Origin of the sequence: Bradyrhizobium erythrophlei, from assembly GCF_900142985.1 — a bacterium.
GTDB lineage: Bacteria > Pseudomonadota > Alphaproteobacteria > Rhizobiales > Xanthobacteraceae > Bradyrhizobium > Bradyrhizobium erythrophlei_B.
Genome location: NZ_LT670849.1, coordinates 3,460,641 through 3,481,574, shown reverse-complemented (window position 1 = coordinate 3,481,574; position 20,934 = coordinate 3,460,641). Strand labels below are relative to the sequence as shown.

Below are 20,934 nucleotides of genomic sequence, written 5' to 3'. Positions count from 1 at the left end.
CCGCGATCCTCGGCGCCGCACCTTCAACGACAATGTTCACGCGACATTGGCGCGGACGCTCTCTTCCTCGGCGGCAAGCATGTCTAGATCGATCGGCTGCGAATCGTCGGCAGCCGGCTCGCCCTGGGCGCCATCGCTGCCATGAATGTGAATCAGGGTCTGCACACGCCGGGCATTCAGATAGTCCACATGCTGATGCCGCAGCGCGACCGGCAGCAACACCTTCGGCAACTCGACCAGCGCGAACGCGGGAGCCCTACGCACTTCCCCGCCTTCCCGCCAAAGCAGCGCATTGAGCGTGTAAATCAACTGCCGGTCGATCTCTTGAGTTGGCGGTTGCTCGAACTCGGCCGGCCCACCGACGGCGATATTGGCGTTGCCCGCGCGCGTGCGCACCGCGGCGGATCGGAGCTGCCAGCAGATCAGGTCCGCCGCTGCGAGAACCTCCCGCCGCATCGCATCCACGCTGGTCGAGAACCTGGTCGCCTCCGGCACCGACGCCGCATTTTTGGTGACGGCGTCGACGAGCACGGCGGCGCTGGCGCCAAACCCGGGCGCGGCGCGCTCGATGGCGAGCGCCATCTCCTCGATCTGATCCGCCGCCAGGTCGCGGTCGCGCTGCGCTTTCGCCTCAGTCAATGCGCGCTCGGTCGAGGCGATCTGCTCGTCGAACTCCGCCAATTCGGCGCGCAGCGTCTTGGCGCGCTCCTCGACCGCCCGCAGCTTCATCTCGGCCAGACCGAGCTTGGCATCGGCGGCACCGGCCACCGCCAGCCGTTCGGCCACCGCACGTTTTTCTGCAACAACCGTTTCAACGGCACTCACCCGGTCGGCCTGCTTCTGGCGGGCCGCACGCCGGTCCCTGAGCGCATTTTCAAACCGCTCGACCGGGGTGAGTTCTCGCGTGAAAAATGCCATTTTTGAATATCCCCCGACGATCGAGATCATTCCGCCGAATCAGCCGGAATCAATACGCCCGGGAAATTAGTCAGAAACTTGGATGAGATTGCGGCTCAATTTGGCACGCGTGCCCCGCGATGCGCGGCCGAAATTCGCGGCCAGCGTGCATTTGCGGACACGTCGGCGCCGGCGACAGGCACCTCGCCGGCCGCGACGCGCTACGACCCCGCGGTCGCCAAATGTTGGGCGCCAAACGTCGGTCGTCAAACGTTCCTGGGAGATGATGGGGGAATTTCTTGCCGGCATTGTGAAAGGCAGCCGAATTTCCCGTCGGCGGCGCAAGCGCAAAAAAGAACCGAAAAGCGCGAGGAGCAACCCCCGCAGGCCTAGCGAGATCCGGCAATCATTTCGCGTAGCCCTCTGATCTCAGCCACGCCAACTTGCGATTGCCGTCCAGCCATTCGTGAACTTCGGTCTTGTTCGCAAGACCTTTGATGTACCGGACTTCCGTGCCCGAAAGATGCGCTTCGATCTGCCATTCGCCCTCAGCAATTCGCTTTGGGACAAAGGTAACGCGGGGAGATTTTTTCATTTTCGCATTATGCGCCTATTCGATGCCAATTCCTAGGCATCTTGGCTTTCAAAATTGACCGCCGCCAATGCCTTCCAAGCCGGCAGGCCATCAAGCTTAACGCGCTTCTCATGTTGCAACTCGGCCCAAGACCGATAGTGTCCCAGCAATAAGCGACTATTGGGGCCGTGGCGTCGGGCATTCGGCCAACACGGAACGTGACCATTTGAGCAGCCTCGGAGGTCCGTCATGAGTAGATATGAAAAGAAGGTCAATAACACGTTTCGATCCTCGGATCGGCCCGTTACCGAATACGAGCAGGAGCAGATCGCGCTCCGTAAAAATCTGGAACGGCTAAGGGCCGAGCGGCTTTTGAGAGAGCAAGCGAAGCCGAAGAACGACTAGAGTCCGCCAAGGACAATAAACAGACAACTTCGGGCCATTCCGTCCGGTCCGGCATCAGGGTGCGTGAAGCGCCGCGGCTCGATCGAGCGAGTCCAGCATTGCGATCCGGCGCAGCAATTGGCGCCCCTTTACGGGATCGGCCGCGGCGGCCCTGATCTCGTCACGAAAGCGAGCCCGATCGGCTTCGTCCTTCGCCTCGAGATTCTTCTTGTTCCGGATCGTGTCGCCCTGAATGGCTTGCATGGTGACGATGCGCCGCTGAACGTCGTAGTCGGATAGGACAGTCTCGTCGGCGGCGCGGCTGATGACGGCGCCGAGCTTCGAAGTAAGATTGAGGGCATCGTGAATGCCGCCGTTCATGCCCATCCCGCCCAGCGGATTATTGATGTGCGCGGCATCGCCCGCCAGGAACGAACGACCCTTTCTGAAATTGGCGGCGACGCGCTGGTGCACGCGATAGAGCGTCGTATGAAGGATCGGGCACGGGATGTCTTTTGGCACGACGCGCCGGATCGACGCGGTGACGTAATCTTCGGAAAGCGCCTCCGCGTCGGAAACTTCGGCCGCCACCGGCATCATGACGCGCCAGGCCCCTAAGATTTGCAGAAGGAAATGCCAGCGCTCGGGATCTGCCATGTAGCTCACCGACGAAACGCCCGGGCGGATCTTCGTGAAGTCGACAGGCGTGGTCATCACCAAAAAGCGCTCGGGCCAGGTGAATCCCTCGAATTCCATATCCTGGCTTCGCCGGACCATGCTGTTCGCGCCGTCGGCACCGATCAGCCATTCGCACCCATACGCCTCGTCGCGGCCGTTGTTCGTCACCGCAACGTTGATGCTGTCGCCGGATTGCTCGACGGAGCGGACTTCGGCGCCGAACCAAATCGAAAAAAGCGGATTGCCGGACAGGCGATCCAGGATGATCCGCGTCAGCTTGAACTGCTCGGCTTGCAGCCGGAACGGATGCTTCACGAGGTCGGCGATCGCGTTGAAGTCGAACGTTCCGAGGATGCCGTCCTGCGACGAGCAGTACTGGACGGTTGGCGCTTTCAGGCCCTGGGATATCAACGTCTCGGCAAAGCCGAGTTTGTCGAGCATGTCGAGGGTGGGCGGGTGGAAAGTTGAGGCACGCGACTCGCTGCTGAGACGTTCGTTCTTCTCAAGCACCAGGACCGGGATGTTCTGTCGCACCAGATCGGCTGCGGCTACCATCCCGACCGGACCGGCTCCCGCGACGATGACGGGGTAAACTGTGTGGCTCATATCCTTATGGTCTCATGACTTTCACTGGCCGAGTATCCCCTAGTGGAGTGGATTTGACATTCGCTACTCATCCAACTGCGAATCCGTCAAGCGAATGTCAAATCCGAAACTCCACTAGAGACTGTTATTTGCTAGTGGTCCTTTGATTCCAACGTTCGCAAAGTGGCCGCTGAGAAGGGACGCGAACGTTGGAATCGGACCACTAGTTGGCGATCCTGGCCTTTGCGCGCTTCACGATAGCTTCCATCCGCGCGGATTCACTTGCGATAAACGCCCCGAAATGATCGGGCTGGTCGGCTATCACGGTCAATCCAAGCGCCTCCAGATGATTGGAGACCGAAGGATCTCGCAACGCCTCCACGATGGCCTTGTTGAGTATTTCGATGACGTCCCTGGGCGTCGCCGCCGGCGCCACAAAGCCGTACCAGATGCCCGCCAGCAGGTCAGGCTCGCCAGCTTGCGCCGAGGTCGGCACATCGGGCAGCTGTTGGCTCGGCGCGCTCGCCGTCACCACGATTGGCTTGAGCGTTCCGCCCTGAACCTGCTGGACGACATTGGATAGATTGTCGCAAATCATGGACACCCGGCCCGCGAGGACATCCTGGATGGCCCGCGCCGGCCCCTGGTACGGGATATGAACGATATCGACGCCTTCGAGCGCCTTCAACGTCTCGCCACACAGGTGGCTCGTGCTCCCGTCGCCGGCCGATGCAAATGTCAGCGTGCCCGGTTCGGCCTTTGCCAACGACACCAATTCCTTGAGAGTACCCGCCTTGACCGACGGATGGACCACGATGACGTTCGGCGTCGACGCGGCATTGCTGATCGGCGCAAAATCGCTTTCAGGATGGTACGCCGGCTTCTCGTAGATCCATTGGTTGATCGCGAGCACACCGGTCGTCGCCAGCAGAAGCGTATAGCCGTCCGCCACTGAAGAAGCGACGCGAGCCGCCCCGATCGATCCGTTGGCGCCGCCACGGTTCTCGATAATCACGGGAACGCCAAGCGATTTGGACATCACGGGCGCCACCAAACGTGGAATCGTGTCGCTGGTGCTGCCGGCAGGAAACGGGACGACGATCGTGATCGCTCTCTCGGGAAAGCCGGCCGCTTCCACGCGCGGCGCTGCTAGAGACACTATCGATAACAGCACGGCCGAAACGAGCGCCGTCCAATTCCCGCTTGGCATCCCAAACGTCCTTTGCAAGCCGTGAACGGACGTCAGGCCGCGCGATCGATCGCGGCAGTCATGGCACTTTTGGCGCCTTTACCCCTCACCTCGGCCTCTTCGTACTCGGCCGCGCTAATTGCGCGATTAAGCGCGGCGCGCAGTTCGATCGCCGCCTCGAGCGTCAGCTCGATTCCAGCACGCGCTCCGGGCTCGAGCGCCACGTTGATGAAATCGAGCGTGATCACATCGCCGAGCTGGGCATGCCGCGCGTGGTCATAGGCAACGACGCTGTGGGAGAGCGGAAACCATTCATCCTCGCGCTTGGCCATGCCTTCGGCGCGAACGACCTCGATAATGGATGTGCACATTTTCATTCCCCCTATTTTGCAAGATGCTTGCCGAAGAATGAGAAGACCTTGCTCCAGCCGTCCATGGTCTGTTCGGGCCGGTACAGCGGCCGGTGCCAGTAGAAGAAGCCGTGGCCGGCGCCGTCGTAACGGTGGAATTCGTAATTCTTGCCCTGCTTCTTGAGTTCGGCCTCGTGCATGTTCACTTGTTCGGGGCTCGGCGCCCGGTCATCGTTGCCGAACAGTCCAAGCAGCGGACAGTTGAGATCCTTTGTCATCTCGATCGGCGCGACAGGCGTTTTGTCGTTGAGCTCTTCCTTGCCCATCACGACCCGGCCGCCCCACAATTCCACGCAAGCGTCGACATCTTTTTTCTGGCAGGAATAAATGAAGGCGTGGCGGCCGCCGGAGCACGATCCGAAAATGCCGACCTTGCCATTCAGGTTCGGCTGCGCGCGCATCCATTGCACGGCAGCCGCAGTGTCACCCACCATCTGGGCATCGGGAATGCCACCCTCGGCGCGCACCTTGGCGGCAACGTCGTCGGGATTGCCCGCGCCTGCGCGCTCATAAAGGTTGGCGCAGATCGCGACGTAGCCGTGGTGTGCGAACCGGCGCGTCGTCTCGATGTAGAACTCGCTCCAGCCCGGAAGATGATGGACGAGCACCACACCGGGGAATGGCCCTTGCCCGGATGGCTTTGCCACATACGCCGTGATGGGCGTTCCACCGTCACCCTTGAGTGAGACGTTCTCGCAGGTCATGCCGCGATAGTATGACATCGGTTTTCTCCCTTGGAAGCGTAACGGCGGATTACTGGAACGTGTTGGTCAGAGTCCCCAGATGGCTGATCGAGATCGCGACCTTGTCACCGGAACGAAGGAATTTCGGCGGGTTGAAACCGAGGCCAACGCCCGCCGGCGTGCCGGTTGCGATGATGTCGCCCGGCTTCAACGTCAACCCGGCAGAAATGGTTGCGACCAGGGTCGGAATATCGAAGATCAGGTCGCGCGTGTTGGCGTTCTGGCGCAGATCGCCGTTCAGCCAGCATTTGACGTCTAGATTTTCAGGGTCGAGTTCGTCGCTGGTCGCGATCCATGGCCCCATCGGACAGAACGTATCGAGCGCCTTGCCCAGAAACCATTGCTTGTGGTTGCGCTGGCGATCGCGGGCCGTGACGTCGTTCACGATCGTGTAACCGAAGATATGATCGTAGGCGCGCTCCTTTTTGATGTCGCGGCCTTCCTTGCCGATGATCAGCGCCAGTTCGGCCTCATAATCGACGCTGGAGGTAATGTGCGCATGAAGTTGAACAGTGTCGTCGGGCCCGACCACCGTATTTGACGGCTTTGTGAACACGGCAGGGTGGCTGTCGATCTCGGCACCCTTCACCGCGCCGGCCTCATAGCCGCTGTTGGAAAATTCGCGGGCGTGGTCGCGGTAGTTCTTGCCGACGCAAAATATGTTGCGGTGGGGCGCCGGAATCGGCGCCAGCAATTTGACCTCGGCGAGAGGCTGCGCCTTGCCGGTTGCGGCAGCCTTGATTTCATGGCTGCGATCAATCGCCTCGGACATATCTGTGATGCCGGGAAGTGGCGCAATAGCCGTCTCCGACTGATCGATACGTCCGATTTGAACGGCGCCGTTTGCGGCATAGCGAGCGAGCTTCATGGATCTCCTTGCATGGATGTGAGGGCGGCCCCTAGTGGAGTGGATTTGACATTCGCTACCCATCCAACCACGAGTTCGTCAAGTGAATGTCAAATCCAAAACTCCACTAGAGACCTACGTTTGTGGTGGTCCTTTGATTCTAACATTCGCAAAAGTGTCCGCTGAGAAGGGATGCGAATGTTAGAATCGGACAACCAGCATGCCGCCCCCTTCGGTGTTGAAAGTCAGGCTGCGAGCGATCGCCCCTTGGTTTCGGGAAGCAATAGCGCTGCCAGGATAATCAGACCATAGGCTGCGACTGTGAAAATACCTATGGCCTCGCCGAGCGGCATGCCTGCGCTGATGTAGCCGACAAGGGCCGGAAACAATGCGCCGATCGCCCGGCCGATGTTGAAGCAGAAGCCGATGCCGGAGCCGCGAACGCTGGTCGGATAGAGCTCGTTGAAGAAGGCCCCGATGCCGCTGTAGATGCCCGAGGCAAAAAAGCCGAGCGGCGCGCCGAGGAAGAACAGCACGGAATCGCTGATCGGCAGGAACATGTACGCCATAACCGTAAAAACAGAGCAGACGGCGAACAGGACGAAATTCCGGCGCCGCCCGAGAATATCGGTGAGATAGGCGCTGACCACATAACCAAGGAAGGAGGCGACGATAACAATGGCGAGATAGCCACCCGTACTGAGCACGGTCAGCCCCCGTACGGTCTTCAAGTAGGTCGGCAGCCATATCATGATCGCATAATAGCCGCCCTGGGTGCCGATCGTGAGCAGGGACGCCAGGATCGTCGTTCGCAACAGTGACGGTGCGAAAATCCCAAGAAAGCTCGGCCGCGTCTCGCGCCCGCTGGCGTAACGGCGCTGGGCGTCCACGAACAGCGGCGGCTCGTCCACGAAACGCCGCACAAAGAACACCGAAATCGCCGGCAGGATCCCGACGGCGAACAGCGCGCGCCAGGCGATAGTCTCGGGCAGACATGTGAACAGGATGGCGTAGGCGATGACCGCGACGCCCCAGCCGACCGCCCAGCCCGAATGCACGATGCCGTTGCCCTTGCCGCGGTGCTCGTCGCGGATGATCTCGCCGATCAGAACGGCGCCCGCGGCATATTCGCCGCCAAAGCCGAAGCCTTGCAACGAACGGAACAGAAAGAGCTGACCGTAGGAATTGGCGAAAGCACAGAGGAAGGTGAAAACCGAAAACCACAGGATGGTGATTTGCAGCATCCGCACCCGGCCGTAACGGTCAGCGAGAATGCCTACCAACCAGCCGCCCAGCGAGGACGCGAGCAACGTAGCGGTCGCGAGCAACCCCGCATCTCCGCGGCTGATGGCCCAAAGACCGGAGAGCGTGGCAATGACAAGGCTGTAAAGCTGGACATCCATGGCATCGAGCGCCCAGCCGACAAAACAGGCCCAGAATGTCCGACGCTCCTTGGTAGAGAGTTCGTGGTACCATCCAAGAACGGCGCCATTCTGTTCTGGCGTGGTGCCGGCTATCTGATCAGACATCGAATTCCTCCCTCATTTTTTTGACAAGCGGGCTGGGTCGCGCCGACGCATGCCGGCGCGATCTGACGTCTCTGTTATTTTTTTAAGAGTGAGGCGGTCTGCCGCTTCGAATTAGATCGTCAGGCGTGTTGAAGCGCCTTACCCCATTTCAGACCCCAGTCGTCGCCAACGAGATCGACGACTTTGCCGTCCTTTTCGTAGAACTTGTTGGGAATCTGGAAGACCGCGATCATCAAGCCGCCTTCGGGAGTCCAGGCCGAATGACGGCTGCCCGCCGGGCGCCAGATGAATTCGCCCGGACCGCAGGCCAGACCTTTTTCCGGTCCGTCCTTGTCGACCAGGCGTCCCTCGATCATGAAAGTCTGCTCAAGCATGACGTGCTCGTGATCCGGCAACTCGGCGCCCGGATCCATCTTCAACAGCACCGTGAGCAGGCCGGACGACTTGTCGACCATCAACGTCTTCACGTAGCAGCCGGGATAACGGATCGGCTCCCAGGGCATATCGTTGACATGCACAAGGCGCGAGGACAGCGGCCCGAGGCCCTCGTGATTTTTCGCGTTGGGCGTGAATGCGGTGGTCATGCTTCCTTCCTTTCTTGTTTTGGCTGTATGGCGTTCTATTGAACCAATTGAGCCATTATGTTGGGGTCATGCTGTCATGGGGACGGGGCATCGTCAAGCGTTACGATTTAATGCGGCTAAATCCCGTTTTTACACATTCTGTACTTGGTTCCATATTGGTTCAGATGGTATAGTACTCGCCAAGCAACGATCCCAGGTTTTCCGTGATGAGCATCGACACCGAACGACGCCCCGCCAAGCCAACCTCGGCAGACCGCCTGCTGTCGTCGTTTCAGGAAGCGATCGACGCGGGACGCTGGAAAGCTGGCGAGCGTATTCCCACCGAACGCGCGCTGTCCGATCGCTATGGTGTTGCCCGCAACACCATCCGCCGCGCGTTACAACAATTGGAGGACGCCGGCCGGATCGTCCGGCATGTCGGCCGCGGCACCTTCGTTGAGCAGGGAAAACGGCCACCGCCGGATGACCTCGCGCGCCGGATTCAAAACGCCAGCCCGAGCGAGATCATGGAAGTTCGCCTGATCATCGAACCGCAGGCCGCCGAATGCGCCGCCGCCCGCGCCAACGGCGCCGAACTCGACGCGATGGCCGAATGCCTGAAGAAGGGCGAGAGCGCGCCGACAATTGCGGAATTCGAAATGTGGGACGGCCTGTTCCATCAGACGCTGGTTGCATCGTGCCGTAACCAGCTTCTGATCGACATTTACGATGCGATCAACGCCGTGCGGCGCAAGGCCGATTGGAGCGCGTTGAAGGAGCGTGTCGTGACGCCGGTGCGACGCAAGGCAACCGAGAGGCAGCACCGCGCCATTCTCACAGCCGTCAGATCCCGCGATGCCCAGCGTGCCGGTCTTGAAATGAAGAACCACCTGATCGACGTTCGCCGCAGTCTAGTGGGCGCCTGATCGGACCGGCGACGCTCAGATGACGAAGAAGCCGTGGGTGCCGTCGCGCCTGAGTTGTTCGACCAGGCCATATTCCCAATCGAGATAGGCCTGCATCGCTTCTCGCGACGCGCTCGTGCCTTCATAAGGACGCCGGTAGCGATGGGCGGGATCGGGCCTCGGGATCGCCTGCTGCGGTCCGACTTCGAGCGCCCCGTCATAACCGCCTTCGAGCACATAGACTTCGAAAGCCATCTGCGCGAGCCAGGACGCCGTCATGTTGGCGCGAACGCTCAAGTCATCGGCGAGCAGAATGCGCGCACCGCGCACCGGCGCGGCCATGTCGATTTCCTGAACAAGCTGGCCGCCCGGATAATGGCGGAAACCTTTGATGTGTCCGGCGGCATAGTCTTCCGCCGGGCGAACGTCGAAGCGATAGAGCGTGCGCGTGGTATCCGCTTGCAGCGCCGCCGCCTCGCGCGGCGTCACATGCTTCACGCCGGCGCGATAGGCGACTTCCTTTGCCTTCTCCTTCGCAGCATCTGATGAACCCAGGCCACCATGCCGGTCTGCGCCATGCTCGAGCGACTGGTTGGCGAGCGTCCAGCCGATGGTGCCATTACGCAGCGCCACGACCTTGTTGGCGATGCCGGCATTGATCAGCGACTGCGTGCCGATGATCGAACGGGTCCGTCCGGCGCAATTGACGACGATGGTGGTCTTTGGATCGGGCGCGGCATGGCCGGCGCGCAGCACCAGTTCGGCGCCGGGGACGCTGAGCGACCCCGGGATATTCATGGTGGCGTATTCGTCTGGCCGCCGGACATCGAGGATCCTGATATCCGCCTTGCCGGCGATCAGCGCGGCGACCTCTTCGGCCGACAATGACGGCGTATGGCGGCGGAACTCGACCAGTTCGCCGAACGCCTTGGCATAGGAATTAACGTCGATGAAAATCTCAAAGCCGGCTCTTCGCCACCCCTCGAGGCCGCCTTCGAGCTGGCGAATGTCGGTGTAGCCAAGGCCAGCGAAGCGCTCGGGAGCCTCGGCGACAAGGCCTTCTCCTGCATCGTAAAGAATGATCGGCACGTCCTTGCGAGGCAGCCTCGCTTCGGCCTCGACGGCAATACGGCCGGCCGCCAGATTGGCCGCGAACAAAGGATGACCGCTGGCAAAGGCGGCCTCGTGGCGCAGGTCGAGCAGCGCGATTTCCTCGCGCAGCAACAACATGTTGCGGACTTGCGACGGGGCGACAGAGGGGATGGTCATGGACCTGCAGCTTGGCGGGACGATCGCTCAGCCTTGCACGGTCAGCACCGGTATTTCAAGGCGAAGCGCGCCGTCGCTCGGCCTTAGCTTTTGTCCTCTGCGACCCGGAACTTCTCCTTAAGCCACGCGTTTGTTTCGGTTAAATCGACAGCTTTCAAAAAAGCAGGGGTTTTGCGTGGAGCGTACGGAACGGTTCGAGGCCTCGAAATCGAGCGAAGGCCGTTTCCGCCTCCTGATCGAAGCGATCACTGACTACGCCATTTACATGCTCGACCCCGACGGGACCATCACGAGCTGGAATGCCGGCGCGAAGCGCTTCAAGGGCTACGACGAATCCGAAATCCTCGGCGAGAATTTTGCGCGCTTCTACACGCTTAAGGACCGCGAAGCGGGACTTCCCCAGCGCGCGCTCGACGCGGCCAGACGCGACGGCCGGTTCGAAAGCGAAGGCTGGCGCGTGCGCAAGGACGGCAGCCGGTTCTGGGCGTTAGCGATCGTCGATCCGATCCGCGACAGTTCCGGCCGACTGATCGGCTTCGCCAAGATCACGCGCGACCTCACCGAACGGCGCAAGGCCGAAAACACCTTGCGCGAAAGTCAGGAGCAATTCCGCCTGCTGGTGCAGGGTGTCACCGACTATGCCATCTACATGCTGAGCGCCAAAGGCTACGTCTCAAGCTGGAATCTGGGCGCGGAGCGGATCAAGGGATATGCGCCCGAAGAAATCATCGGGCAGCACTTCTCCCGCTTCTATACCGACGAGGATCAGAAAGCCGGTTTGCCGCAAACGGCACTGGAGACGGCGACGAGAGCGGGACGTTTTGAGAAAGAGGGCTGGCGCGTCCGCAAGGACGGCACGCAATTCTTTGCCCATGTCATCATCGACGCCATCTACAACGCCGACGGATCGTTGCTCGGCTTTGCCAAGATCACCCGTGACATCACCGAGCGGACGAACGCGGCGCGCGCACTGGAGGAGGCTCGGGAAGCCCTGCTTCAGTCGCAAAAGATGGAAGCCATCGGGCATCTGACCGGCGGCATCGCCCACGATTTCAACAATCTCCTGATGGCGATCCAGGGCAGCCTGGAGCTTTTGCAACGACGGTTGCCCGAAGACGATCCGAAGGTCGCCCGGCTGATCGACAACGCGCTTCAGGGCGCGCGGCGCGGTGCGGCGTTGACCCAGCGCATGCTGGCCTTTGCACGCCGGCAGGAACTCAAGCTTGAGCCGATCGACGTAGGCCAGGTCGTCCAGCAAATGACGAATCTCCTGCAAAGCTCCCTCGGACCTTCGGTGCGGATCGAGACGAACTTTCCGCGCGGGCTGCCGCAGGCCTTTGCCGACGCCAACCAGCTCGAACTCGCGCTTCTAAACCTCGCGATCAACGGGCGCGACGCGATGCCGAACGGAGGGACCATCACGATCGCCGCGGCAACACAGGCTGACGCGCCGGGCCTGAAAGAGGGACATTATCTTTGCGTGAGCGTGACGGACACCGGCACGGGCATGGATGAAGAGACGCTCCATCGCGCGATGGAGCCGTTCTTCACGACCAAGGGCGTCGGCAAAGGCACCGGCCTCGGGCTGCCGATGGTTCACGGCATGGCCGAACAATCCGGCGGAACGCTGTTTTTGAAAAGCAAGCCGGGTCACGGAACATCGGCCGAGCTCTATCTCCCTGTCGCGCCGCAAGAGACGATATCGGAAGCGCTGGATGCGACAGCGCACACGCTGCATACCGACAAGAAACTTTCGATCCTTACCGTCGATGACGACCCGCTCGTCGCACTCAACACCTCGGCACTGCTCGAAGAACTCGGCCACACGGTATTCAGTGCGCCGTCCGCCCTGCACGCACTCGACATCCTGCGCCGGGAAAAGAAAATCGATCTGATGATCACCGACCAATTGATGCCCAACATGACGGGCTCGGAACTGGCCAGCCGTATCCGGGCCGAGAACGAGCAGATGCCGATCATCCTCGCGACCGGCTACGCCGAACTGGCGCCAGGCGAAGGTCAGGGATTGCCGCGACTCGCCAAGCCTTTCAGCCAGCGCGAACTGGCCGAAGCGATCGCCCGCGCCATCGGGCCGTGACGCAAACCTGGTGAGCGCAGACCCGTCTATCGCCGGATCAAGAGCGACGACACCGCGCTGGCAATGCACAGCCCGGCGACGATCGGGAAAATAACCGACGTGTCTCCGGTATGGTCCATCGCGCGCCCGATCAGGGGTTCGCCGAGACCGGCACAGGCATAGGAAATGAAGTTGAGAACGCCGGTCGCCGTTCCCGATAGACGCCGGCCGAAAATATCCGGGCAGAGTGCCCAGAACGAGGACGCCGGACCGAATACGAAAAAGCCGCAGAGGAAGAGACCAAAAATGCCGATCGGGCTGCCGTGGGGCACGTAGCCCATCGCCATCGCAATGACTGCCGCAAGCACCATGTAGCTGATGATTGCCGGACATCGGCGTGATTGAAACAGGACGTCCGACAGCCAGCTGTTGGTCGAGGCGCCGAGCGCCATTCCAACCGGGAGCGCCACCGTGATCCAGGTCGGATCGATCGCGCTCGATGCCGATTTCCAGTTCGCGCCGAGGAAGTGCACGGGAATCCATACCAGCAGGGCGTAGCGCGCGGCGTTCTGGAATCCGATCGAGAGGCCGGCCGCATAAAGACGCCAGTTCGACAGAACGGCGCGATAGCGCGCAAGGCTTGCCGGTGCCGCTGCGGGTTGGTCGGCGACCTCTTCAGGGGTGCGCTCGTCGGCCGGCTGGACGAGACCAAGATCTTCGGGCTTTTCCCGAACGGCGAGATACATCACGATCGCACCAAACAGCATCAGGAACACCGACAGGCGGAAAATCCAGCGCCAGTCGAGGCCGAGACTGCCGAGGATGATGATCGGCAGGAAATAGGCCAGCACGGACGAAAAGCCGGACATGCCGACATAGAACGAGTAGACGAAGCCGCGATTCTTGTGTCCCCACCAGTTCGACAGCAGCCGGCTTCCCGGCGCAAAACCCATCGCCTGGAAATAGCCGTTGAGCCCCCACGCCAGCAGCAGGCCGATGAAGGTGGTCGTAAAGCTGGTGGCCCAGTTGGCCGCAAACGACAGTAGCGCGCCGGCAAACATCATGGTGCGGCCGCCGAACTTGTCGCCGAGATTGCCGTTGATCGACTGGCCGACCGCATAGGCCCAGAGCATCGTGGCGCTCACCCAGCCCAGCATTTCCTTGGAAAGCCCGAGTTCTTTCTGGATGCCGGGGATGGCAAATCCGAAGGTCTGGCGGCCGGTGTAATAGAACAGGTAACAGAAGGAGACGCCGAGCAAGGCCGTCCATTTGTAGCGGCTGTAGAGCGCGTCGCGATCCGACGCGCTGCCAACGGATCCGATGACGGCCTGCCCTGTTTCAACAACCATCGCAAACTCTCCGTCTGACGCCGTAACCCTTAGCCCACGCCGTTGAGGACGAAGTCGAAGATATCGAAATTGCGCAACCGCCGGTTTTCGGCCAGCTTTCGACAGGCTTCGTTCACGGGATGCGAAACGATGAAAGGCACGACCTGCTCGCTCAAGCCGCCGTGCGACCGCAGACGGTGACCGGCGAGGCCCTTGAGATCATGTTCGGCGCGGCTTGAGCCGATGACGGCGTGGGTGTCGCCGATGGCGACAAAATCGCCCTCGCGGTCGAGCGGCATCTCATAGCGAAGCGCGGCGCTCTTGCCGTCCAGCACCAGCGCAACGCCCGGTATGGCGGCCGCCGCCTCCATCACCGCGGCAAGCTCCAGTTGCTTGCGCAGGTAGATTCGGACGAACGATCCGAGCGCGCCATGATGCTTCACGAAGGGATCGGTGATCGGACAGATGACGCGCACCGCGCCCTGTCCGAAGCGGGCAGTGAGCTCTTCTTCCAGAAAGATCACCTTCGGCGTTCCGTCTGCGTTGGTCTTGTCGTTCATGCCATGATCGGCGATCAGACCAACCACGGCGCCAAGTTCGGCGAGCCGGCCGACCCTCGCATCGACCGCGCTGTGGAAGGCGTCCGCTTCGCGCTCGCCGGGACCGTGGGCATGTTGCACGAGGTCGGACAGCGAGAGATAAAGCAGGTCGGCGCGGTCCTGTTCGAGCAGCTTGATCCCGGCATCGAGCACGAACAGCGACAGGTCGGGGCTGTACATGTCCGGCGACGAACGCCCGACCAACGCCTCGACGTCCGCAATGCCGTTTTCGGCCGCCGTGGCCTGGCCCGCTTTCTCCGAGGAGAAGCAAATTCCGCCCTCCATGCGATGACCCAGCATCTTTCGCAGCTTGTCCTTGGCCGTGACCGCGGCCACGCGGACACCGGCCCGCGACATCTCGGCAAGGATCGTGGTGGCGCGCATCGGCGTCGCATCCACGATCATGATTTCCTCGCCGGTCTTCCGGTCGAGGTAGTAGTTGCCCGAGATGCCATGAACGACCGGCGGCGCGCCGGTCACGATCGAAACATTGTTGGGATTGGTGAAGGTCGGCATCGCCGCGTCGGCGAGCGCCGAGAATCCCTCGCGCATCATCCTGGAGATGTTTGGAAACACTTCGCCTGCGTTCTTGAAATTAAGATAGCGCGGATCGCAGCCGTCGAGGCAGACGACGACTGTCGGACGCCCCGGTTTGGCGTAAGCTCGCCCGTTGACCTGAATCATGTCGCCCTTTTCCTGATTTTTGGCAGCGCTAGAAGAACATAAGATGACAGATCAGAGGGCGATCTGGCCAGACCCTCATGCCAGCCTGCTATCGCGGGCGCCGTTTGAAGCTCTGCTAGGAACCTAAATTTGCTGGTGGCCCTTTGATTCCGGCATTTGCAAAAAGTGACAGCCACACCGGGATGCAAATGTTAGAATCGGACCACGAGTGAAGAACCAAGATTTGCGAGAACAAGGGAGAAGACCATGGAGGACATCGCGGCTCACCGGGCGGCCGAATGGCTGTTGGCCGAACACCGCGCCGGCCATCGCTTCCAGACCCTGAGCCCGCCGGCCGCCACCGTCGCCGACGCCTATGACATCCAGGATAAATATGTCGCACTGTTGGCCTACGAAAACGGCGAACCGGCCGGCTACAAGGTCGGGCTTACGTCGGCGACGATGCAAGCCTTTTGCCGGATAGATCATCCGATCGCAGGCGTGGTGCTGGCCTCGTGCGTGCATCGCTCGCCCGCTAGCGCGCGCCGCGCGGATTTCGGCCGGCTTGGCCTTGAATTCGAAATCGCGGTCCGCATCAAGTCGCACATTCCCGTGACTGACAAGCCTTTCACGGCGGAGGCGATCGCGCCTCATATTGATGGTGTTTGCGCGGCGATCGAACTGGTCGACGACAGGGCGGCGGACTATGCAAACCTCGACGTACGCTCGCTGGTCGCCGACAATTCCTGGAACAGCGGCGTCGTGCTTTCGGAATTCAGCTCGACCTGGCCCGATCTCGCGCCCCTGCTCGGTCGCGCCACCAAGGACGGCGATTTGATCGGCGAAGGATATGGACGGGACATCCTCGGGCATCCCTTCAATTCGGCGGCCTGGCTTGCCACCCATCTGGCGGCGCGCGGCACAGCGCTGAAGGCGGGTCAGATCGTGATGACCGGAAGCGTCATGAAAACCATATTTCCGGAGCACGATGCACGTTATCGCTTCGACCTCGAAGGACTGGGCTCCGTCGAAGTGCAGGTGTCTTGAGAAGTGCAGGTGTCCCGAGCCGATTAACGGCCGGAGCCGTCAACAACCAACGCGCGACTCCTCAAATTAGGCATCGGCAAGCAGCCAGAACCTCCGGGGCTGCCTTCGGGCCGACAAAGTCGGCCGTCTAAAATCATCGGGAGCAACGCCAGCCGCTAAGGACAGGAGCGTTCGATCCGTGATAATCCGAATCAGGTTGTTTCATTACTAGCAGGCTAAAGAAATCGTGAGCGTCCCCGGAACCCGCCCGTCAGCGATCGCGCGCATCCGGGCCCTGTTGAGTCAGCCTGCCCACCATTATCGCCCGGCAACCACGATCTTTCTCGACCTCAACACCGATCGCGTCGCCGACGAATTGGGACTTGTCACACTCGGCGCCGAGCGGGGCGCGGAGAACCGGCCATCTTCCGATGCCCAGACCGTGGACGATGTCGAGCACAAGGTCGTCGAGCGCGTCGAACAACACAAGCAGGACGCTAACGCCATCTATCTCGAGCAGCTTCACACCTATGACGAGCGGCTGAACGCGCTCTCTTTCGAGGAGCGCTTTGCCATCATCCAACAGGCCGCACCCGAAGCCGTCGGTGATTTTCGCGCCGAAGCAACCGTCGGCCGCGACGAGCTCTTCGTGCTGCGCCGCCGTCTCAACGAGACCGAGATCGAGCGCGAGCAGTTTCGCAAATTCCACCGCATCGAACGCCCGGCACGGCTCGCAAGTCCGGGCAACGTCATCCTGAAGGCAGGCATTCTCGCGATCCTGTTCATCATCGAGGTCGTGATCAACGGCAGCTTTCTCGCCAAGGCCAATCTCGGCGGGCTGCTTGGCGGCGCGGTGCAGGCGGTTACATTTGCCGCGCTCAATATCATTGCGAGTTTTTTCTGGGGTATGGTTCTGATCCGGCTCGTCAACCGCCGCAACTATCTCCTGAAGCTGGTCGGCGTGGTGTCCTTTCTGGCCTATCTTGCCTTCGCGATCGGGCTGAACCTGACCCTGTCTCACTTGCGCGAAATTCCGCCGGCGGTCAGCTTGAGCGACAATGTCGGACAGGAAGTGCTGCATCGTCTCCTGACCGCGCCTTATGCGCTGACCGACATCAATTCGTGGCTGCTGTTCGCGCTCGGCTTTGTGTTCTCGCTGATTGCCATGGCCGACGGCCTGATGTTTTTCGATCCCTATATGGGCTATGCCGGCCTCGATCGGCGATGGATCGAGGCCACGCGGCGGTTCGCCGATACGCGCGGCGAATTGATCGAACGGCTGCGGGATATTCGCGAGGATGCCACCGAGACCATGAACGAGGCGGCGCGCGACCTCTCGGTCCGGCGCAGCGAATACGATTCGCTGTTACAGGGCCGCATGCGGCTTGCCCAGCGCTTCGACCAGCATCAAAACCAGATCGAGCAGACCGGCCGTGCCCTGCTCGAAATCTACCGTGAAGCCAATCGCAAGGCGCGCGTGACGCCGGCTCCCGCCTATTTCGTCAAACCCTACGCCATGGAACGGATCAGCTATGCCGGCGGCGAACCGAGCACGAGCGCGCGCGACAGCCTGCGAACCATGATCGCCGAGACCCAGGAACTGCTGAACCAGCAGATCAAGGCCATTCACGAGGCGTTCGAGCAAGCGATGCGGACCTATCGCGAGATCGACGAACTGCTGCCGGAGAAAAAGAGTGGCTAGTAGACGACGCCCGAGGATCCGCAGCTCTTCAACGCTCGGCTGGTCGGGCCTCGCAGGTGTCTTGTTGCTGTTGCTCGCGATCGGATCCGGCGGCGCGCTGGCCTATTTCTATTTCGCTGCCCCCGAGCGGCCGGTGCTCGATGCGAAGACGCTCTGTCCGGTCGACGGCGCAAAGGGAATAACCGTGGTGCTGGTCGACACCTCGGATGACTTGCCCGACACCACGCGGCGCGAGGTGCTGGGCCAGCTCGACGACATGATCACGACGCTGCCGCCCTTCTACAAGCTCGACATTCGCGTGCTCGATATCGCGGGGGCGCGCAGCCGCTCGCTGTTTTCCAAATGCAATCCCGGCGACGGCGCGGGCCTGAGCGAATGGACCGACAATCCCCGGATCGCGCGGCTGCGCTGGATCGAGGATTTTCGTAAACCCGCCGCCGACGCGGTCAAGAACAGCATCTCCTCGGCCAAGTCGAACAGCTCGCCGATCATGGCGGCGATCCAGGACATCGCGATCGGGGAATTTTCCAGCGCTGCGAGCGAAAACGCGCGGAAAACACTCTATGTTATCTCCGACATGATCGAATACACCCGCGACTACAGCCAGTATCCGCGCGCCGGCGACCTGTCGTTCCAGCGCTACAGGCAATCGCCGGCGTATTTGAAGTTTCGCACCGACCTGCATGGCGCGACCGTCATTCTCCGCTATGTGACCCGGCAGACCGGCAGCCAGCAGATCGTGGACAGCACCAAGCACATGGAGTTCTGGAAGGCCTGGATCGAGGACAACCGGGGCTCGTTCGGCGGCGTCAAACGGCTGCAGGGAGCCTGAAGGCGCATGGCGGTCTATGACTTCAAATTCAAACCCAATCTGCCGCCCGGCTTCGTGAACGGGCTGCTGTTCTTTGCCGTCGTCGTGCTTGGCAGCAGCTATATCATTTTCTCGAAGCTGCATGATTTTGGCGCGCTCGCAGCGACCGCGGTCCCGGTCCTGATCATGATCAGCTACGCGGTTTTGCTGGGCGCGCGGCTGTTTCGCCTGCGCGACGATCAATCCGGCGACAATCTTTACTACATGGGATTCCTGTTCACGCTGACGAGCCTTGCCGTCTCGCTCTATCAATTTTCGGCGGCAGGTTCAGCCGAGCAGATCGTGCAGAATTTCGGCATCGCGATTGCATCAACCATTGCCGGCATCACGCTCCGCATCATGTTCAACCAGATGCGCCGCGACCCGGTCGAGACCGAGGCCGCCTCCCGGCTGGAACTCGCCGAAGCTTCGCGGCGGGTGAAGCGCGAACTCGAAAGCTCGGTTCTGGAGTTCGGCTATTTCCGCCGCATGACCCAGCAATCCATCACCGACGCGCTGGACGAGGTGCGGGACAGCATCGGCAAGGCGCACGAGAAATTTGCCGGCGAGCTGGAAAAGCTCGCGACAAGTACCAGCCTGCCGTTCGAGGAATCCTCCAAACTCTCGGGCGCGACGCTGGCGAGCCTGAACAAAAGGACGATCGAAGTCCTCGAAATATCGCGGGGACTGGTGCAGGAAGGCGAAGAGCTCGCCAAAAACACCACGAGCATCGTCCGCTCGATCGACGCGCTGTTCGCGCGCCTCACCACACACCAGACCTCCGAGGAAGCGATTGGCACCCAGCTGATCCCGGTGATCGAGCGTTTGACCGAATCGGTCGATGCGCTCAACCACAATGCGCAAACCCAGGCCAGGAGCACGGAAATGAACCTGCGGCAGGCCCAGAGCGTCGTCGTCGCGATGAAGGAATTGCTGATCGAGATACAGGCGACAAGACGCGGCATTATCCCGCGCGCGCTCGGCTTCATGGCGCCGCGATCGGGCAACGATCCGCGAAGGTAGAGATATGGAAGGACAGATACTCGAGCAGCGATCATCGTACCGGCGCGGCCTCGTGCTCGGGCTCACCATGGCCGAGATCATGGTGCTATTGGTGTTTTGCCTTCTGATCGCAATGGCCGCGTTTTTGAAGCGCGAGGAAACGAGGCGTATCGCGGCCGAGCAGGAACTCAAGGAAGAGCACGCGCAAAACGAGCAAATCCGCGAGGTCGTCAATTCCCTGAGCAAGAGCGCCGCGGTGGCCGAAAAGGTCGAAAACCTTTCCGGCCTGAGCGATCCGCAGGCCATCGACCAATACTGGCGCGAGCTGGTCGACAGCCGCAGCGTCGTCAAGGAAATCGAGAAGAGCCTGACGGTGAAAGAACTCCGCGAGAGCCTGGCCAATATCGCCGCGCTGCGCGCTAACGGCGTCAGCGTCGACAAGGCCATTCGCGATGCCGAGATCGTGGGCGCGATCAATCGCGCCATGGCCAAGCCTGGCGATCCGCCGGTGTCGGCTCAAAGCGTGCTCGAGACGTTGGCGCGGGGCATGGCGCCGGGCAACGGCGGCCACCAATGGCCGCCGATCATCCGCATGAGCGAGGCCGACGGCTATTTCTTCAAATCGGGCAGCGCGGAGTTGTCGCCGACCTTCCACGAAGCGCTGTCCTCGAAAACCCCGATCGAGATTCTCAACTACATCCGCAAATACGACGTCGATATCATCGAGGTCGTCGGCCACACCGACGAGCGGCCGATCGGATTGCGGCAATATTCCAACCTTGATCGCGACCTGCTGCCGGTGCTGAAGAACGACGCCGGCGTCGTCAGTCTGGTGCCTGCCGACAATGCCGGGCTTGGGCTTGCGCGCGCGGTCGCGGTGGTCAGCGTGCTGCGCCAGAGCCCGCTGCTCGCCGGCTACAAGCTGATTCCGCTCTCGGGCGCGCAACTGGTGAATACCGACGAGACGCTCGCGATCTCGCCTTCGCCCGGCGACATCCAGCAGCGCCGGCGCATCGAGATCCGCCTGCGCAAATCCTCAAGCAGCGAGGCAACCGGCAGCCTCGCGCCGACGGCAACGGCGGTGCCGCCGCGTTAAGCGGCCTGACGCATACTT

At 61.3% G+C, this 20,934-nt stretch carries 19 protein-coding genes; 8 read left to right on the top strand and 11 right to left on the bottom strand.

Annotation, left to right across the window (positions count from 1 at the left end; genetic code table 11):
• Nucleotides 1–36 precede the first annotated feature (36 nt).
• Nucleotides 37–948, bottom strand: coding sequence for a hypothetical protein (locus tag BUA38_RS16255; protein WP_244553262.1), 912 nt, complete (start codon nt 946–948; stop codon nt 37–39).
• A gap of 772 nt (nt 949–1,720) precedes the next feature.
• Here BUA38_RS16255 and BUA38_RS37535 point away from each other — a divergent pair.
• Nucleotides 1,721–1,876: a hypothetical protein gene (locus BUA38_RS37535; RefSeq protein ID WP_172806031.1), complete on the top strand. Its 156-nt coding sequence runs from the start codon at nt 1,721–1,723 to the stop codon at nt 1,874–1,876.
• A gap of 54 nt (nt 1,877–1,930) precedes the next feature.
• Here the strand turns inward: BUA38_RS37535 and BUA38_RS16245 are convergent, their stop codons facing one another.
• From BUA38_RS16245 to BUA38_RS16215, 7 genes are all read right to left on the bottom strand, one after another.
• Complete coding sequence (locus tag BUA38_RS16245) at nt 1,931–3,139, bottom strand: FAD-dependent oxidoreductase (RefSeq protein ID WP_072819178.1); 1,209 nt, start codon at nt 3,137–3,139, stop codon at nt 1,931–1,933.
• Nucleotides 3,140–3,341: 202 nt separating this feature from the next.
• Nucleotides 3,342–4,328 (bottom strand): Bug family tripartite tricarboxylate transporter substrate binding protein, encoded by a 987-nt coding sequence (locus BUA38_RS16240; RefSeq protein ID WP_072819176.1) that lies wholly within the window; start codon nt 4,326–4,328, stop codon nt 3,342–3,344.
• A gap of 32 nt (nt 4,329–4,360) precedes the next feature.
• Nucleotides 4,361–4,678: a DUF6295 family protein gene (locus tag BUA38_RS16235; RefSeq protein ID WP_156898540.1), complete on the bottom strand. Its 318-nt coding sequence runs from the start codon at nt 4,676–4,678 to the stop codon at nt 4,361–4,363.
• An 11-nt stretch (nt 4,679–4,689) separates the two neighbouring features.
• Nucleotides 4,690–5,439, bottom strand: coding sequence for a dienelactone hydrolase family protein (locus BUA38_RS16230; RefSeq protein WP_083587598.1), 750 nt, complete (start codon nt 5,437–5,439; stop codon nt 4,690–4,692).
• A gap of 31 nt (nt 5,440–5,470) precedes the next feature.
• Nucleotides 5,471–6,328: a fumarylacetoacetate hydrolase family protein gene (locus tag BUA38_RS16225; protein WP_072819173.1), complete on the bottom strand. Its 858-nt coding sequence runs from the start codon at nt 6,326–6,328 to the stop codon at nt 5,471–5,473.
• A 224-nt stretch (nt 6,329–6,552) separates the two neighbouring features.
• Entirely contained in the window at nt 6,553–7,836 is a 1,284-nt protein-coding gene (locus BUA38_RS16220) for an MFS transporter (RefSeq protein WP_072819171.1), read from the bottom strand.
• A 119-nt stretch (nt 7,837–7,955) separates the two neighbouring features.
• Entirely contained in the window at nt 7,956–8,420 is a 465-nt protein-coding gene (locus tag BUA38_RS16215; RefSeq protein WP_072819169.1) for a cupin domain-containing protein, read from the bottom strand.
• 206 nt (nt 8,421–8,626) lie between these two features.
• Between BUA38_RS16215 and BUA38_RS16210 the strand changes: the two genes are divergently transcribed.
• Nucleotides 8,627–9,325: a FadR/GntR family transcriptional regulator gene (locus BUA38_RS16210; RefSeq protein WP_072819167.1), complete on the top strand. Its 699-nt coding sequence runs from the start codon at nt 8,627–8,629 to the stop codon at nt 9,323–9,325.
• A gap of 15 nt (nt 9,326–9,340) precedes the next feature.
• Here the strand turns inward: BUA38_RS16210 and BUA38_RS16205 are convergent, their stop codons facing one another.
• On the bottom strand, nt 9,341–10,573 hold the full coding sequence (locus BUA38_RS16205) for a rhodanese-like domain-containing protein (protein ID WP_072819165.1): 1,233 nt from the start codon (nt 10,571–10,573) through the stop codon (nt 9,341–9,343).
• 175 nt (nt 10,574–10,748) lie between these two features.
• Between BUA38_RS16205 and BUA38_RS16200 the strand changes: the two genes are divergently transcribed.
• The gene (locus BUA38_RS16200) at nt 10,749–12,671 is read left to right on the top strand and encodes a hybrid sensor histidine kinase/response regulator (protein WP_072819163.1); all 1,923 of its coding nucleotides are present in this window, start codon (nt 10,749–10,751) and stop codon (nt 12,669–12,671) included.
• Nucleotides 12,672–12,697: 26 nt separating this feature from the next.
• Here BUA38_RS16200 and BUA38_RS16195 read toward each other — a convergent pair whose 3' ends face one another.
• On the bottom strand, nt 12,698–13,999 hold the full coding sequence (locus BUA38_RS16195) for an MFS transporter (RefSeq protein ID WP_083587597.1): 1,302 nt from the start codon (nt 13,997–13,999) through the stop codon (nt 12,698–12,700).
• Between the two features lie 29 nt (nt 14,000–14,028).
• Nucleotides 14,029–15,261 (bottom strand): phosphonoacetate hydrolase, encoded by a 1,233-nt coding sequence (gene phnA, locus BUA38_RS16190; protein WP_072819161.1) that lies wholly within the window; start codon nt 15,259–15,261, stop codon nt 14,029–14,031.
• 246 nt (nt 15,262–15,507) lie between these two features.
• On the opposite strand from phnA, the gene BUA38_RS16185 reads away from it, so the two are divergent.
• The 5 genes from BUA38_RS16185 (at nt 15,508) to BUA38_RS16165 (ending at nt 20,916) form a co-directional block, all read left to right on the top strand.
• The gene (locus BUA38_RS16185) at nt 15,508–16,287 is read left to right on the top strand and encodes a 2-keto-4-pentenoate hydratase (RefSeq protein ID WP_072819160.1); all 780 of its coding nucleotides are present in this window, start codon (nt 15,508–15,510) and stop codon (nt 16,285–16,287) included.
• Nucleotides 16,288–16,513: 226 nt separating this feature from the next.
• Entirely contained in the window at nt 16,514–17,968 is a 1,455-nt protein-coding gene (locus BUA38_RS16180; RefSeq protein WP_072819159.1) for a hypothetical protein, read from the top strand.
• On the top strand, nt 17,961–18,800 hold the full coding sequence (locus tag BUA38_RS16175; RefSeq protein ID WP_072819157.1) for a hypothetical protein: 840 nt from the start codon (nt 17,961–17,963) through the stop codon (nt 18,798–18,800). Before BUA38_RS16180 ends, BUA38_RS16175 begins: the two co-directional genes overlap by 8 nt.
• Nucleotides 18,801–18,806: 6 nt before the next feature.
• Nucleotides 18,807–19,841: a hypothetical protein gene (locus BUA38_RS16170; RefSeq protein WP_072819154.1), complete on the top strand. Its 1,035-nt coding sequence runs from the start codon at nt 18,807–18,809 to the stop codon at nt 19,839–19,841.
• 4 nt (nt 19,842–19,845) lie between these two features.
• The gene (locus tag BUA38_RS16165) at nt 19,846–20,916 is read left to right on the top strand and encodes an OmpA family protein (protein ID WP_072819153.1); all 1,071 of its coding nucleotides are present in this window, start codon (nt 19,846–19,848) and stop codon (nt 20,914–20,916) included.
• Nucleotides 20,917–20,934: the final 18 nt, after the last annotated feature.